Origin of the sequence: Parageobacillus caldoxylosilyticus (assembly GCF_019272935.1) — a bacterium.
GTDB lineage: Bacteria > Bacillota > Bacilli > Bacillales > Anoxybacillaceae > Saccharococcus > Saccharococcus caldoxylosilyticus.
In genome coordinates this window covers 1957971-1971167 of sequence record NZ_CP040553.1, presented here as the reverse complement: position 1 = coordinate 1971167, position 13197 = coordinate 1957971, and the positions used below count along the sequence as shown (strand labels likewise).

Annotated in this window: 11 protein-coding genes; 2 read left to right on the top strand and 9 right to left on the bottom strand. The window is 47.9% G+C overall.

What is annotated here, in order from left to right; translation table 11 throughout:
- Positions 1–9: 9 nt before the first annotated feature.
- On the top strand, positions 10–1086 hold the full coding sequence (locus BV455_RS10020) for a dipeptide epimerase (RefSeq protein WP_061579789.1): 1077 nt from the start codon (positions 10–12) through the stop codon (positions 1084–1086).
- 21 nt (positions 1087–1107) lie between these two features.
- Positions 1108–2115, top strand: a complete 1008-nt coding sequence (locus BV455_RS10015) for a C40 family peptidase (protein ID WP_017437836.1) — start codon at positions 1108–1110, stop codon at positions 2113–2115.
- Positions 2116–2235: 120 nt separating this feature from the next.
- Here BV455_RS10015 and BV455_RS10010 read toward each other — a convergent pair whose 3' ends face one another.
- From BV455_RS10010 to BV455_RS09970, 9 genes are all read right to left on the bottom strand, one after another.
- A complete protein-coding gene (locus tag BV455_RS10010) occupies positions 2236–3708 on the bottom strand; it encodes a sodium:solute symporter family protein (protein WP_081160474.1) in 1473 nt (490 codons plus the stop codon).
- Positions 3705–3905 carry a DUF3311 domain-containing protein gene (locus BV455_RS10005; protein WP_061579787.1) on the bottom strand — a complete coding sequence of 67 codons (201 nt, stop codon included), beginning with the start codon at positions 3903–3905 and terminating at the stop codon, positions 3705–3707. Before BV455_RS10005 ends, BV455_RS10010 begins: the two co-directional genes overlap by 4 nt.
- A gap of 41 nt (positions 3906–3946) precedes the next feature.
- Entirely contained in the window at positions 3947–5131 is a 1185-nt protein-coding gene (locus BV455_RS10000) for a M20 family metallopeptidase (protein ID WP_042408314.1), read from the bottom strand.
- A gap of 23 nt (positions 5132–5154) precedes the next feature.
- The gene (locus BV455_RS09995; RefSeq protein WP_218687135.1) at positions 5155–6384 is read right to left on the bottom strand and encodes a Zn-dependent hydrolase; all 1230 of its coding nucleotides are present in this window, start codon (positions 6382–6384) and stop codon (positions 5155–5157) included.
- Positions 6385–6592: 208 nt separating this feature from the next.
- Positions 6593–7894, bottom strand: coding sequence for a winged helix-turn-helix domain-containing protein (locus BV455_RS09990; protein WP_218687134.1), 1302 nt, complete (start codon positions 7892–7894; stop codon positions 6593–6595).
- Positions 7895–8083: 189 nt separating this feature from the next.
- Positions 8084–9421: a UDP-glucose dehydrogenase family protein gene (locus BV455_RS09985; protein ID WP_218687133.1), complete on the bottom strand. Its 1338-nt coding sequence runs from the start codon at positions 9419–9421 to the stop codon at positions 8084–8086.
- Between the two features lie 288 nt (positions 9422–9709).
- Positions 9710–11053 (bottom strand): branched-chain amino acid transport system II carrier protein, encoded by a 1344-nt coding sequence (gene brnQ, locus BV455_RS09980; RefSeq protein ID WP_218687132.1) that lies wholly within the window; start codon positions 11051–11053, stop codon positions 9710–9712.
- Positions 11054–11256: 203 nt separating this feature from the next.
- On the bottom strand, positions 11257–11565 hold the full coding sequence (locus BV455_RS09975; RefSeq protein WP_218687131.1) for a hypothetical protein: 309 nt from the start codon (positions 11563–11565) through the stop codon (positions 11257–11259).
- 96 nt (positions 11566–11661) lie between these two features.
- Positions 11662–13104 carry an N-acetylmuramoyl-L-alanine amidase family protein gene (locus tag BV455_RS09970; RefSeq protein WP_218687130.1) on the bottom strand — a complete coding sequence of 481 codons (1443 nt, stop codon included), beginning with the start codon at positions 13102–13104 and terminating at the stop codon, positions 11662–11664.
- Between the last annotated feature and the right edge of the window lie 93 nt (positions 13105–13197).

Here is a 13197-nt window from a genome sequence, read left to right as displayed (position 1 = left end):
TGTCTATTCATGAAAATCAAAGACGCAGCCATCGCCACACAATCAACTCCATTAATAAAACCTTTCAAAACGGCACTGCGGACGGCTACGCAAATGGAAAGCATCGTCGTAAAAATCACGCTGGATAACGGAATGGAAGGGTATGGGGCCGCCGTCCCGACCGAAGCTATCACAGGAGAAACGAAACAAGGAATCATCGGTATTTTAGAAAATGTACTCATCCCTAAAATCATCGGTAAAGAAATCGAAGAAATAGCAAAAAACGATAAAGATGTTCAAACCAGCTGCGTTGGAAATACGAGTGCAAAAGCGGCATTAGAAATGGCCATGTGCGATGCGCTTTGCAAACTGCTAAACATTCCGCTCTATCAATTATTCGGAGGAAAAACGAACCACCATGTTAACGATATGACCATTAGCGTAAATAGTGTTGAAGAAATGGTCAATGACGCAAAAAAAGTCACAGAAAAAGGTTTTTCGATTTTAAAAATTAAAGTAGGAAAAGAAGCCGAAAAAGATATCGAACGAATCAAACGAATTTATGAAGAAGTAGGTCCAAACGTTTCACTTCGCATCGACGCTAATCAAGGCTGGACAGCGAAAGAAGCGGTGAAAATCATTCAATCGCTGGAACAACTTCAACTTCCGATCGAATTTATTGAACAGCCTGTTCCTAAATACGACATAAAAGGTCTTCAGTTTATCCGTGAACGAGTCAACATACCGATTATGGCGGACGAAAGTATATTTTCTGCGCGAGATGCGCTAGAACTGATCCGTCATCACGCTGTCGATTTGATCAACATTAAACTGATGAAAACGGGAGGATTACGGGAAGCTTACAAAATTGCTAGTTTGGCGGAAGCAGCTGGCATCGAATGCATGATCGGAAGCATGATGGAACCAACTCTTTCTGTATTGGCAGCAACCCATTTAGCCATGGCTCATCCGAACATTACCAAAATCGATTTGGATGCCCCTCTATGGATAGACGATGACAGCAGCCGTTCTTTCTTTCAAGGAAGCAAGATTCACGTTCCTGACTTACCGGGTATTGGTTATGTTCCTTATATACCCAATCATTGATCATAAGAAAGGAGATTAGCAATGAAAAAATGGAAAAGGTACTTCACCGCATTCCTTTGCTTCTGCATGGTTTTCGTCTTTCTTTCACCAGCAAGTGCCAAAACGAACAAGGAGGAAACGGCTTATATTGACGTTTCTGTCGCAACGCTTTGGACAGAACCGAACATTGCAAGAGACATTGACAGTCCATCGCTATCCAACCCGGTCGATATGTGGAAGTGGACAAAAAGCATGACGTACGAAGAAAAACTATGGTTAGTGGGGAATCTCGAAACACAAGCGTTATACGGCATGAAAGTCACGATACTAGAAAAACAAGGAGATTGGGCGAAAGTTGTCGTCCATGGTCAACCGACGCCGCGCCATCCGCTTGGATATCCAGGCTGGGTGCCAATTCGCCAACTGACCAAAGGAAACGCATTTGCAAAATTTCAATCGAAACCATTTGCCCAAGTCACTTCGCCAACTGCATGGCTTTACAAAGATCCAAAAGGGAACCATAAATTTATGGAAATCAGCTTTAACACTCGCCTTCCTGTGATTCAATCAACCAAAAACGCAGTCAAAGTGATGACACCGAGTGATGGTGCCAAATGGCTGAAAAAAGAGGATGTCCAAATTTTCCGGACGGAAGCAGACATTCCGGCACCAACCGGAGAAGACTTAGTAAATACCGCAAAACAGTTTTTAGGCTTGCCTTATTTATGGGCAGGAACATCCGGATTTGGGTTTGACTGCTCCGGGTTTACCCATACGATTTATAAAGCGCACGGCATTACCATTCCCCGCGATTCGTCCGTACAGGCCCAATTCGGTACACCTGTCCCGGAAAGCGAACTGCAGCCGGGGGATCTCCTGTTCTTTGCGTATAATAACGGAAAAGGGAAAATCCACCACGTCGGCATGTATATCGGCAACGGCAAAATGATCCACTCGCCAAACACCAGCACAACCGTACGCATTGATGATTACCGAGCTCCTGGATATGGCGAAGAGTTCGCCGGCGCAAGAAGATATATCCACAAATAAGAAAAAACCCGAAAAGGAGACATGAATGTTTCGACTCATGTCTCCTTTCTTTTTCACTATCCCTATCGGCTTCCTACCGCCAATACCATGTCCAGTACGAACAACAGCATTTTCTTCTCCCTACATCGTGCTTTTTTCCGTGTCAACGCTGACGGAGCGGGTTGGAATCCAGCTCACCACCACCGTGACAACGATATTGACAATCAACGCGATAATTCCGACATTCAGATCTTGCACTGCCTGCGGCAAGGAAGGGAACAACGTGCCGATGCTGCTGCCGGATAATGTAATATAAGCTACCGTCACAACCCCAGCGATAATACCGGCAAACGCTCCCTGCTTCGTTACAAAGTTGTTTTTCATCAGGCTGAGCACAAGCGACGGGAACAGCTGCGTCACAAGGCTGTACCCCATGAGAAGCAAAGCAACGATCGTATTTCCGCCGCGGAACGTAAAATATAACGAAATGAGGGCAATGACAGGAACGAGATATTTCGCGAGTTTCGCGACCTGCTCGTCGGTGGCGGAAGGAGAAAACACTTTATAGACGTTTTTCGCGAGCAGCGTCGACGCCGTCATTAAAATCATGGAACCTGGAACCATCGCCGTCAACAGCCCGGCCGCGCCGATCAGCCCGACGACCCAAGGGTCAAACGTCTGAATGGACAAGCGCAATAACGCCAGGTCGGCATCAGAGCCTTCCAAATGCGGAATTTGCAAAATCGCCGCAAAGCCGACAAAAAAGACAAATAGCAGCACTAACTGATAAATTGGCAAAATCATCGCATTTTTCCGAAAAACATTGGCGCTTTTCGCCGAATAAATCGAACCGAACGTGTGCGGCCACATATAAAAACCAAGCGCCGTTAACAGCACAGTGGAAATAAACCAAGACACGCTCATGCCTTTATCCGGCAAGGCGAGAAATCCCGGCTTTGCTTCTTCAATCGCCGTAAACATTGGCTCGATTCCACCATAATAATGGAATGGAAGATAAAGACCTAAAAAGACCGCAACAACCAGAATCATGATATCTTTCACTACCGCTGTCCACGCCGAGCCGTGAATTCCTGAAATCATCACGTACACCGTAACGGCAAGGACGCCGATCCAAATCGCCGCTGTCGACGAAATCGTGCCGTATGAAGCTTCTGAAACGATAATGCCCAACCCTTTTAACTGCAGCACCAAATACGGAATAAGCGCAACCACCCCGACCAGGGAAACGAGCACCCCCAACAGCGGGCTGTTGTACTTACTGGCGAAAAAGTCAGACTGGGACATAAGCTGATGTTCTTTCGCATATTTCCATACTTTCGGAAGCATCCAATAGGACAGCACGTACGCCAAGCAGCCGTACGCGATAATGTAAAACGTCGGTCCGCCTTTGCCGTAAGCCCAGCCGCTTCCGCCCAAAAAGGTGAATGTCGTATAAATTTCGCCGGCCATGAGAAGAAAAACAAAGATGGTGCCAAATCCGCGGCCGCCGACCGTCCACTGTTCCAAGTTCATATCTTTTCCTTTTCGCGCCTGCACCCCTAAATATAAAGAGAGAAGCAGAAAGGCAAAAATAATGATTAGCGCCCCATTCATGTACGCTCCTCCTCCCGCACTTCCGGATCAAAGCGGTAGACAACCGCCATGATGACGGAAGTGAGAATCACCCAAGCGACAATCCAAAAGAGAATAAACGGCATGCCAAACACATATGGAGTCACTTTATTGGCAAACGGAATGCCGCCAATTATGCCAAGAAACGGCAGCACCATCAGCCAGCGAATTCCTTTCATCGTTATTTCCTCCCCCATGGAATATTAGGAAGCGGAAGCTTTTACGGGGCTTCCGCCAATAATTTAAACGCCGCATGGACAAACAGGCGCACGCCAATTTCCAGCGCATCTTCGTCGATGGTAAAGCGTGGATGGTGATGCGGATAGATGATGCCTTTTTCTTTGTTTCCCGCGCCGACATAGAAGAAGCTTCCCGGCGCTTTTTGCAAGAAAGCGGAAAAGTCTTCGCCGCCCATGTTTGGTTTCATATGGTCAACCGCTTCTTCGCCAAGCACCTCGCGCACCGTTTCCTCCATCACGCGGGTCACCTCGTCGTTGTTAATGACCGGACGGTAACCGTATTCAAATTCAAATTCATATGTCGCGCCGTGCGCTTCGGTAATGCCTTTAATAATCCGCTCCATTAATTTCGGCACGTTTTTCCGTAGTGTTTCATCAAAACTGCGCACCGTCCCTTGAATTTCGACGCTTCCCGGAATGACGTTATGCGTCGTGCCCGCAACAAATTGCGTCACCGAAACAACAAGCGGCTCGAGCGGATCGACATTGCGCGAAACGATATACTGCAAGTTGGTGACCACTTGGGCGCCGATCGCAATCGCGTCAATCGTTTGGTGCGGCATCGCCGCGTGCCCGCCTTTGCCATGGATGCGGATGAAAAAACGGTCCGGAGCCGCCATCATCGGCCCGTACACAATGCCAATTTTGCCGCGTTCAAGCGGCGACCAAAGATGGGTGCCGATCACGACATCCACCCCATCCATCACGCCGGCCTGCACCATTTCTTCCGCGCCGCCTGGATGCAATTCTTCGGCATGCTGGAAAAGAAAGCGGACTTCTCCTTGGATTTGATCGCGCAGTTTAGAAAGAATTTTCGCCGTCCCTAAAAGCATGGCCGTATGTCCGTCATGCCCGCACGCATGCATCACGCCCGGATTTTTTGAAGCAAATTCAAACGTGTTTTCCTCTTGAATCGGAAGCGCGTCCATATCGGCGCGAATCGCCACCACTCTCCCCGGCTGATGCCCGATCAGCCGCGCCATCACGCTCGTTTTGGTCGGCCGCGAGAGTTCTAGATTCCCAAACGATTGCAGCGTGTCATAAACAAACTGCGCCGTTTTTTCTTCGTGAAACGACAGCTCTGGATTCGCATGCAAGTGGCGGCGCCAGGCAATCACTTCCTCTTTCACTTCATCGACAAGCCGTTTGATTTCTTCATTGGTCATGCGTTCTTCCCCCTTTTTCTCGCTTATTCTCCCGTCGCCAAACGCAGCACCGTATGATACAAAACATTCGCTCCGGCCGCGCAGTCCTCCTTCGTGCTCCATTCATCCGGACTATGGCTGACCCCATCTTGCGAGCGGACAAAAATCATCCCGATCGGACAAAGCCCCACTAGCTGCACTCCGTCATGGGAAGCGCCGCTAGGAAGTGAGAAAACATCTAAACCAAGTTTTTGACATGCCTCTTTCGCTGCGTTTTGTACAAGTTCGGAACATAATACAGGAGGCATCTCTTGCAATAGCTCGGTAGTGACCTTCACGTTTCGCTCTTTGCCAATCTTTTGCGCTTGTTCGTTAATCGACTGTAATACGTTATCGCGCACTGCCGCGTCCAAATCCCGCAAATCAAGAACAAATTCAACCCGCTCCGGAATGATGTTAATGCCGCCCGGAAAGACGTGCAGCTGTCCGACGGTGCCGACGGTCGTTCCCGTTTCTTTCGCCTCTTGCTCGATTACTTCAATGATTTGGGCTGCCGCCACAAGCGGATCGCGGCGCAGCGGCATCGGCGTCGCCCCTGCATGTTCCGCTTTTCCTTCCACCGTAAATTTGACCCACACGAGTCCGGCAATGCCGGTGACGATGCCAACCGGAAGATTCGCTTCTTCAAGCACCCGTCCTTGTTCAATATGTAGTTCCACATAGGCTTTGACCGATCCCGGTTTTCGCGCTGCTTTTCCGATGTGATGCGGATTCAGCCCCGCTTCTTGCATCGCTTCGGCAACCGACACGCCGTTTGCATCCTGATAGTTTAGCTCGTCTGTTGACAACGCCCCCGCCATAGCGCGGCTGCCGATCATCCCGAAGCGAAAGCGCGCCCCCTCTTCATCGGTAAATGCGACAACCTCAATCGGATGTTTGGTTTCCACCCCGTTTTCATTCATCGTCTGTACTACTTCCACAGCGGCAAGCACGCCAAGCGGGCCATCAAACATGCCGCCATTGTACACCGAATCCAGATGAGAACCGACCAGCACGACCGGCGCGTCTTTGTCTGTTCCTTCTTTCCGCCCAATTAAGTTTCCGGCTGCATCTTCATAGACAAAAAGCCCCGCCTCTTTCATATAGGCCGCAACCTTTTCTTTTGCCGCGCGCTCCTCTTTCGTAAACGACAAACGCGTAATCCCGCCCGTCGGCTGCCGGCCAATCTCCCCTAATTCCATGAGCCGCTGCCAAAGCCGTTCTTCCTGAATCACGGCATTCCCTCCCTTCACCATGATTGCGATTTACGGGTGAATTTCGGTTATGTCCTTAATTATAATATAGTTATGAAAAATTTTAAATTATTTTATTTATTAAAATTTATTAAAACATATTATGAACCATGATGTTTATCTTCTCCATCCAATAAAAAAACTGGCCCAACATCGTTCAAAAAACGATATGGAACCAGCCTCACCTACATCATAAAAAAATACGATATACTTTCCGCGGCCGTCCGCGCGGATACGGATTCGTTTCGCCAATCACCTCAGCGATGCCGGCGTCCTCGAGTTCCTTTAAAATCCGTCTCGCGCTGCGCGGCAAAATTTGCATATACCTAGCCAGCTCATGCGCCTGAATCTCGTTTTTCCCCAGTTTCCGTAAAATGGCGCGCAGCTTGCTTAGCGTGGCGACGCTCAAATTCGTTTGTTGGCTAAGCTGCTGCAGCTCCTCGCTGTCTAGCGAATAATGTATCCGTTCGGCGCGCCCTAACGGACCGGCGATCGTCCCATCATCAAAGACGACCATCCAAGCGCCCTTTCCATATTTTTTTGCGTGCAGAAACGCTTTTCCGGCGTGAATCTCAGCCTCATATGCCGTCCTTCCGATGCCGATGCCGCACGTTGCGATCTCATCATGGATGTGTTCCATTTCATCCGCGGCCGGAACGGTTTTGTATTGGTCTGTCATTTCTTTTAACGCGCCTCTTGTCGTAAAAATGACATACCGCCCAGGCCCCGCGCATTTTAGCGACCCTTGGATTTTTTTTGCATATTGAAGCAATTTTTCCGTCACTTTCATTTCCATCTTGTAAATTTCATCCGTCGAAAACGCTTCCGTGTTGAGCGCGGACAAAGAATCCACTTCCATCATTTGCACGGCGATTTGCGCATTTTGAATGTCAAGCATTTCACCCGTACGAATGATCATTTGCACGACCGACTCGACGGTGGCGCGCGCCGGCAGCACCCGATACACCGGAACGCCAAGCTTTTCTAATTCCAGATGAGCCGTCCGCAAGCAGGTTACCGCTGCTTTTATTTTTCCTTGCTTCCATAATGTATAATGATACTCCGCCAACTCTTCAGCGGAGATCCCGCCTTGATAGTGCTTCACGTACTCGACGGGGTCCCGAATCCCGACCTCTTCAAGCAGCCGTTCGATCTCCGATGGATGGTACGTATCAAAGCTCAGCTGATGAACCGGAATTTGCCGCTCGTAATAAGCCTGCAAGAGCGTCCGATATAAGCTTGCACCTGTATGCGGGACGTAAAACAACGGTACATCGACCTCGCCTGATTCCTTGACAATCGAATACGGAACCTGTCCGGAAAACAGCCACATATCGACTTTAGGAAGCAACGGACGAATAAGATCCATAATTTCGCTTTCATCCCAATAGACAACCGGCACACAGTCAAGCTCCTTATATTCCTGCGCAATCGTTTGAATAATGTTTAACGAATCGTCTGCCCCCAATATTCCTAGCCGGATGCGAATCATTGGTCCCTCCCCTTGTTTGCAGCATGTTTGCCCGTGATAGCAATCACACGAACAGGACGTCCCCTTTCCCGCAAACTACATTGTTTTTCCTCATGATTGCCTTTTTCTTACTCTCTTATTCTATCAAAATCATCTCCTCTCTAGCGGCAAAAAGCGAAAATAAGGCAGGCCAGCAAGGGCTTTTTCCCTTTACCGCTCATCCGTTTCCACCAAAACAGCACTTTCCGCTGCGCCCACCTGCTTCCGCCCAATCGATTCGTAGAGGATTCCCGCCTTGCGGGCACTTTCAAGGTCATAGCAATTCCGTCCATCGAACACAAGCGGCGTTTTCATTAAAGCAGCATACTGGCACAGATCAAATTGCCGAATCTCTGGCCATTCCGTGAAAATGAAGCATAAATCGGCGTTCGCAATCGCTTCTTCAATCGTCGCGCAATACGTCAAATTCTCGGCAAAGATACGCTTGACGTTATCCATCCCAACCGGATCCCATACCTTCACGTTGGCGCCTTCTTCGAGCAATGCTGCAATATTGGCAAGGGCAGGAGCTTCCCTTATATCATCCGTCCCCGGCTTAAACGTCAACCCGAGCACCGCTGCTTCCCGCCCGTGAAAATCGCCAATATACGTTCTCGCCTTTTCTATTAATTTGAGCTTTTGCTTTTCATTCACGTCGATCGCGGCTCGTACCGTTTTCAGTTCATAGCCGCAGCGACTTGCAAGGTGACACAGCGCTTTCGTATCTTTCGGAAAACAAGATCCACCGTAGCCGATCCCCGCGCGCAAAAAACGGGGGCCGATGCGCGGATCCATCCCCATTCCTTCAGCGACTGCCTCAATATCAGCGCCAACGATTTCGCACAAATTGGCAATGTCATTGATATACGAGATTTTTAATGCCAAAAAGACGTTGGAAGCGTATTTGATCATTTCCGCGCTTTTCCGGTCCGTCACCACATACGGAAGCGTAAACGGGTCGTACACTTTTCTCATTACCTTCTCGGCATGGGACGATTCGACTCCTAACACGATCCTCGACGCGTATAGCGTATCATTGACCGCCGTTCCTTGCGATAAAAACTCAGGATTAGCGACAACCTCGATATGCACGGGGTGTTTGCGATGTTCAGCGATCCAGCGCGCCAATTCATCGCCTGTACCGACGGGAACGGTAGATTTTACCGCCACCACACAGTCTTTTTCCACCGTCCGTGCAATTTGCTTTGCCGCTTCCCACACATAGCGCAAATTCACTGATCCATCCCGCTCTTCCGGGGTGCCAACAGCGATGATAATGACATCTGCCCGCCGATACGCCGCCGCATAATCGGTCGTAAACCACAACCGCTCACGATTTTTTCTTACTAACTCCTCCAAACCAGGCTCATAGATCGGAGACATTCCGCGCTGAAGCAGCATCACTTTTTCAATATCGACATCCACGCATGCCACCCTGTGCCCCTTTTCCGCCAAACACGCGGCCGTGACGAGTCCTACATATCCTGCACCCGCTACGGCAATATCCATATTTCATCACACCTTTGATTGTTTACTCTGTTCCCAAACGTGCCTAATGTCAGGAAAAATATAGTATGCGGCAATCCAATGACACATTTCCCTAACCAAGCATCATTTCTGTCAAACCATCGGATCATTTACGTTATTTCTCGTACATATATGATGTTATTATAAACTATAATGAACTTCCCTTTCATTTACAACGATTACGTGGGTATGATGGGAACGGTTTCGATTCTAAAAAAAGACAAAAAGGAGAGCCGTTCACTTCTGACCGTGGCAAGCTCTCCTTCTCGTTTATCTCTTAACGGCAGACGCCGTGCTTCTTTTTTGCGCTGTCCTATGCTGCTTCAAGGCAACGTTGTCCATCACAAAGCCAATGATTGCTCCTATGATGGCAGGGACCACCCATCCTAATCCAACCGAGAAAAATGGGGACCAAGATAATAACGCCTTCAGCCACTCGGCCTTTATGCCAAACGCGTTCAAGCCGTCGTAGATGCTGAACACGGCGGTAAACAGCAAGGCCATCCCATACGTTTTCGCCGAACCTTGATAGAAGCGATGGAAAAACGACATAATCACAAGCACAATAGCTAAAGGATAAATCATCGTTAACACCGGAGCGGAAATCGAAATCAGTTGATTCAACCCTAAGTTAGAAACGGCTAAGCTAAAAATCGTAATAATCGTCACATAGGTTTTATACGATATGTTTGGCGTCACTTCATGAAAATATTGCGCGCATGCCGCGGTTAGCCCGATGCAGGTCGTTAAGCACGCTAAAGCGACAATGACGCCAAGCAATAGCTTTCCGCCGCTGCCAAATAAAAGCGCAGCCGTACTCGACAATAGATCTCCACCATTGGCAAATGGACCGTTTACAGACATTTTTGCCCCAACCAACGCAGTCGCTATATAAACTAACGCCAAGCCCATTCCCGCAATCAATCCTGCTTGAATAGTGCCTTTTACCATTGTTGACTGCTGATGTACGCCTCTATCTTTTAACGCGTTCACAACGACAATCCCAAACGCAAGCGCCGCGATCGCATCCATTGTTAAATATCCTTCCATAAACCCTTTAAAAAACGGGACGGAAGCGTATTTTTCCGTCGGTGCTTGCAGCGGATTTTTTAGCTGGATGATCCCTGCAACGCAAAGAACGGCAATAGAAAGAAGCAAAACAGGTGTCAATATTTCCCCAATGCGATCGACCAGCTTTGACGGATTTAAGCTTAACCAATAAACGGCCGCGAAAAAGATAATGGTAAATAGCAATAGTGAGAACGCGCCGCTATTCCCGTCGAAAAACGGTTTGATTCCCATTTCATAAGTGACGCTCGCTCCTCGCGGGATACCGAAAAATGGGCCAATCGCTAAATAGACGGTAAGCGAAAAGCATAAACTAAACAGAGGATGAACATAATTGCCAATCGATTGAATCCCATCTTTCGCTAGCGCAATCGCGGCAACAGACAAAATCGGCAAACTCACCCCTGTAACGACAAACCCGAAAATCGCCGGCCAAACCGCTTTCCCCGCTTCCATGCCAAGATATGGCGGAAAAATTAAGTTCCCTGCCCCGAAAAATAAAGCAAAAAGCATCAACCCCGTAAAGAAAATGTCTTTTTTCTTCATCTAAGATGCCTCCACATATGATATTTAAAATATTCCGAAAATGAAGTCGTTTATCCCGGTTTGCACCAAGACTTACTATTTTTGTATAATTACGACTTTTTTAATATTACATTTTTTCTGCCATTTCGTCAATCAAGACAATAGAAAAAAGCCTAGTATGAGCGCATTGCCGAAGGGCAGCGATCCGTCGCGTGGACATTTTTTTATGAAGCTGGCGGAAAGCGGGGAGAAAAAATGGAATATCCCCCTTCTATGCCGCACCCTAACCGATAAGAAGCGCGAGAGTCGTCATCCATATATGGCAGGGAGATGGAGTCTTCACACCAATAGCGATAGTATATTCCTTTTATTATCATTGGTGTGGCATTTATAGATAAATATCTTTCATCCCAATCTCCCCGCATCCTTGTTACCATAAACGGCAACCAATCAATCGCATGGAATTCGATATGAAAACTCCAACAATGATCTTCATCCGTTTTCGGCTTGAACGGCAGAAACCCATTTTCCAATCGAAGTATTCTTCTATTCATTCCTCTTTGCACTTTTATAACAAAAAAGATAGAAAAAGGCAGGGGATTCAACTCCCTTCCTTTTCACTCATGACATTATCCAAAATAATTGCGTAGGCCGTTGGCAATCGCATTGGTCACTTCCTGCTGGTAACGGTCTGTCGCAATGATGTCCGCTTCTGTCGGATTGCTTAAATATCCAAGTTCCACTAGTACAGACGGAAGCTTGTTTTCACGAATAACGTGATAATCTCCGAAACTCACCCCGCGAAACGGAATCGACATGATGCGGGAAAACGGATGTTCAAGCGACAATGCAAGCAAATAGTCGGAAAACATATCATAGTAATACACGGTCATTCCTTTGGCATTTTGATCCTTCGAACTATCATAATGAATGCTAATAAACACATCGGCTTGATAGCGATACGCCGTTTGCACACGCTCGGGCAAGGAAAGGTATCGATCAGTGGAACGCGTCAGCACGACGTTTGCCCCGTATCGTTCCAGCTTTTCCTTTAACAGCTTTGCCGTTCGTAAAGTTAAGGTTTTCTCCATCGTTCCGTTCACACTTCTCGCACCGCTATCTTTGCCGCCATGTCCGGCATCGATTACCACCGTCTTTCCTTTTAATGTTTTGGACTCCGACTTGCCATCAGCACTAACGGAAACAAGCCAGCCGGCAATATAACCGATTCCTCGTCCCGGAATTTCAATTCCATACCAATTGCCGATCTTCCCTAGCACCCGGTAACGCTCTCCATACCGCGCTGTTGCTTTCACGTTCCCATCCAACGAAGGAGCCGAACGAATATTCACATCGTCATACAATACCGTCAACCATTGCGAAGTCGCAGGAGAAACAATGGATATATAATCGCTAGACACCCAGCCGATCTTTTCATCCTCTGTGGTAATTTGATACCATTCTCCTCGTTTCAACATAATTTGCACTTGTTGTCCGTATGTCACTTTTTCCACACGTTCTGCCTGCAACGACGGTCTTGCCCTTACGTTCAAGGAATCAGCCGTTACCCATCCTATTCGTCTCATCTCTGTTTCCTGCTGACCATCCGAAGCGAGATAAGCCAAGGAAACCCAGCCGACGAACGAAGGTGCTACAATTTTTGCCCATCCGTCCTCTGTTTCTGCTATGTGAACGGTTTGGCCTTGCACAAGATAGCCAATGATATTTCCATGGCTACTTGGGATGGAACGAACGCGAAGACGATCAGCCGTCACCACTGCCTTCTTCCGCACACCAATAACATATTGCTTCGCCACCCAACCAGTTTCGCCATGATTCAACCGTAATTTGACCCAGCTCCCTTTCTTATCAAGGACGTAATACGTTTCGCCTTGATCAAGCTTTGCGAAGGCACGGTACGACGTCCCCGGCCCTGTCCGGACGTTCAAATGATCCCCTTGCACGATCACCTTGTCTGCCTTTGCTCTCCCTTGAAAAACAGGCGGAAAAAAGGAAAAAATGATAGACACCAAAAGGAAGGAAACTACTAATCTTATATGTAAACGACTCAACCTTTCTTACTCCCCCTCTTCATTTCCGTCTACTATATATTTCGATATCACGAAATATTTTCCTGTCCGTTTAAAAATAGGAAATTGGGTTAT

What these genes read in the sequence shown, in the direction of transcription:
- BV455_RS10020 (WP_061579789.1), top strand. Translation starts at nt 10, where the DNA reads ATGAAAATCAAAGACGCAGCCATCGCCACACAATCAACTCCATTAATA.
- BV455_RS10015 (WP_017437836.1), top strand. Translation starts at nt 1,108, where the DNA reads ATGAAAAAATGGAAAAGGTACTTCACCGCATTCCTTTGCTTCTGCATG.
- BV455_RS10010 (WP_081160474.1), bottom strand. Translation starts at nt 3,708, where the DNA reads ATGAATGGGGCGCTAATCATTATTTTTGCCTTTCTGCTTCTCTCTTTA.
- BV455_RS10005 (WP_061579787.1), bottom strand. Translation starts at nt 3,905, where the DNA reads ATGAAAGGAATTCGCTGGCTGATGGTGCTGCCGTTTCTTGGCATAATT.
- BV455_RS10000 (WP_042408314.1), bottom strand. Translation starts at nt 5,131, where the DNA reads ATGACCAATGAAGAAATCAAACGGCTTGTCGATGAAGTGAAAGAGGAA.
- BV455_RS09990 (WP_218687134.1), bottom strand. Translation starts at nt 7,894, where the DNA reads ATGATTCGCATCCGGCTAGGAATATTGGGGGCAGACGATTCGTTAAAC.
- BV455_RS09985 (WP_218687133.1), bottom strand. Translation starts at nt 9,421, where the DNA reads ATGGATATTGCCGTAGCGGGTGCAGGATATGTAGGACTCGTCACGGCC.
- brnQ (WP_218687132.1), bottom strand. Translation starts at nt 11,053, where the DNA reads ATGAAGAAAAAAGACATTTTCTTTACGGGGTTGATGCTTTTTGCTTTA.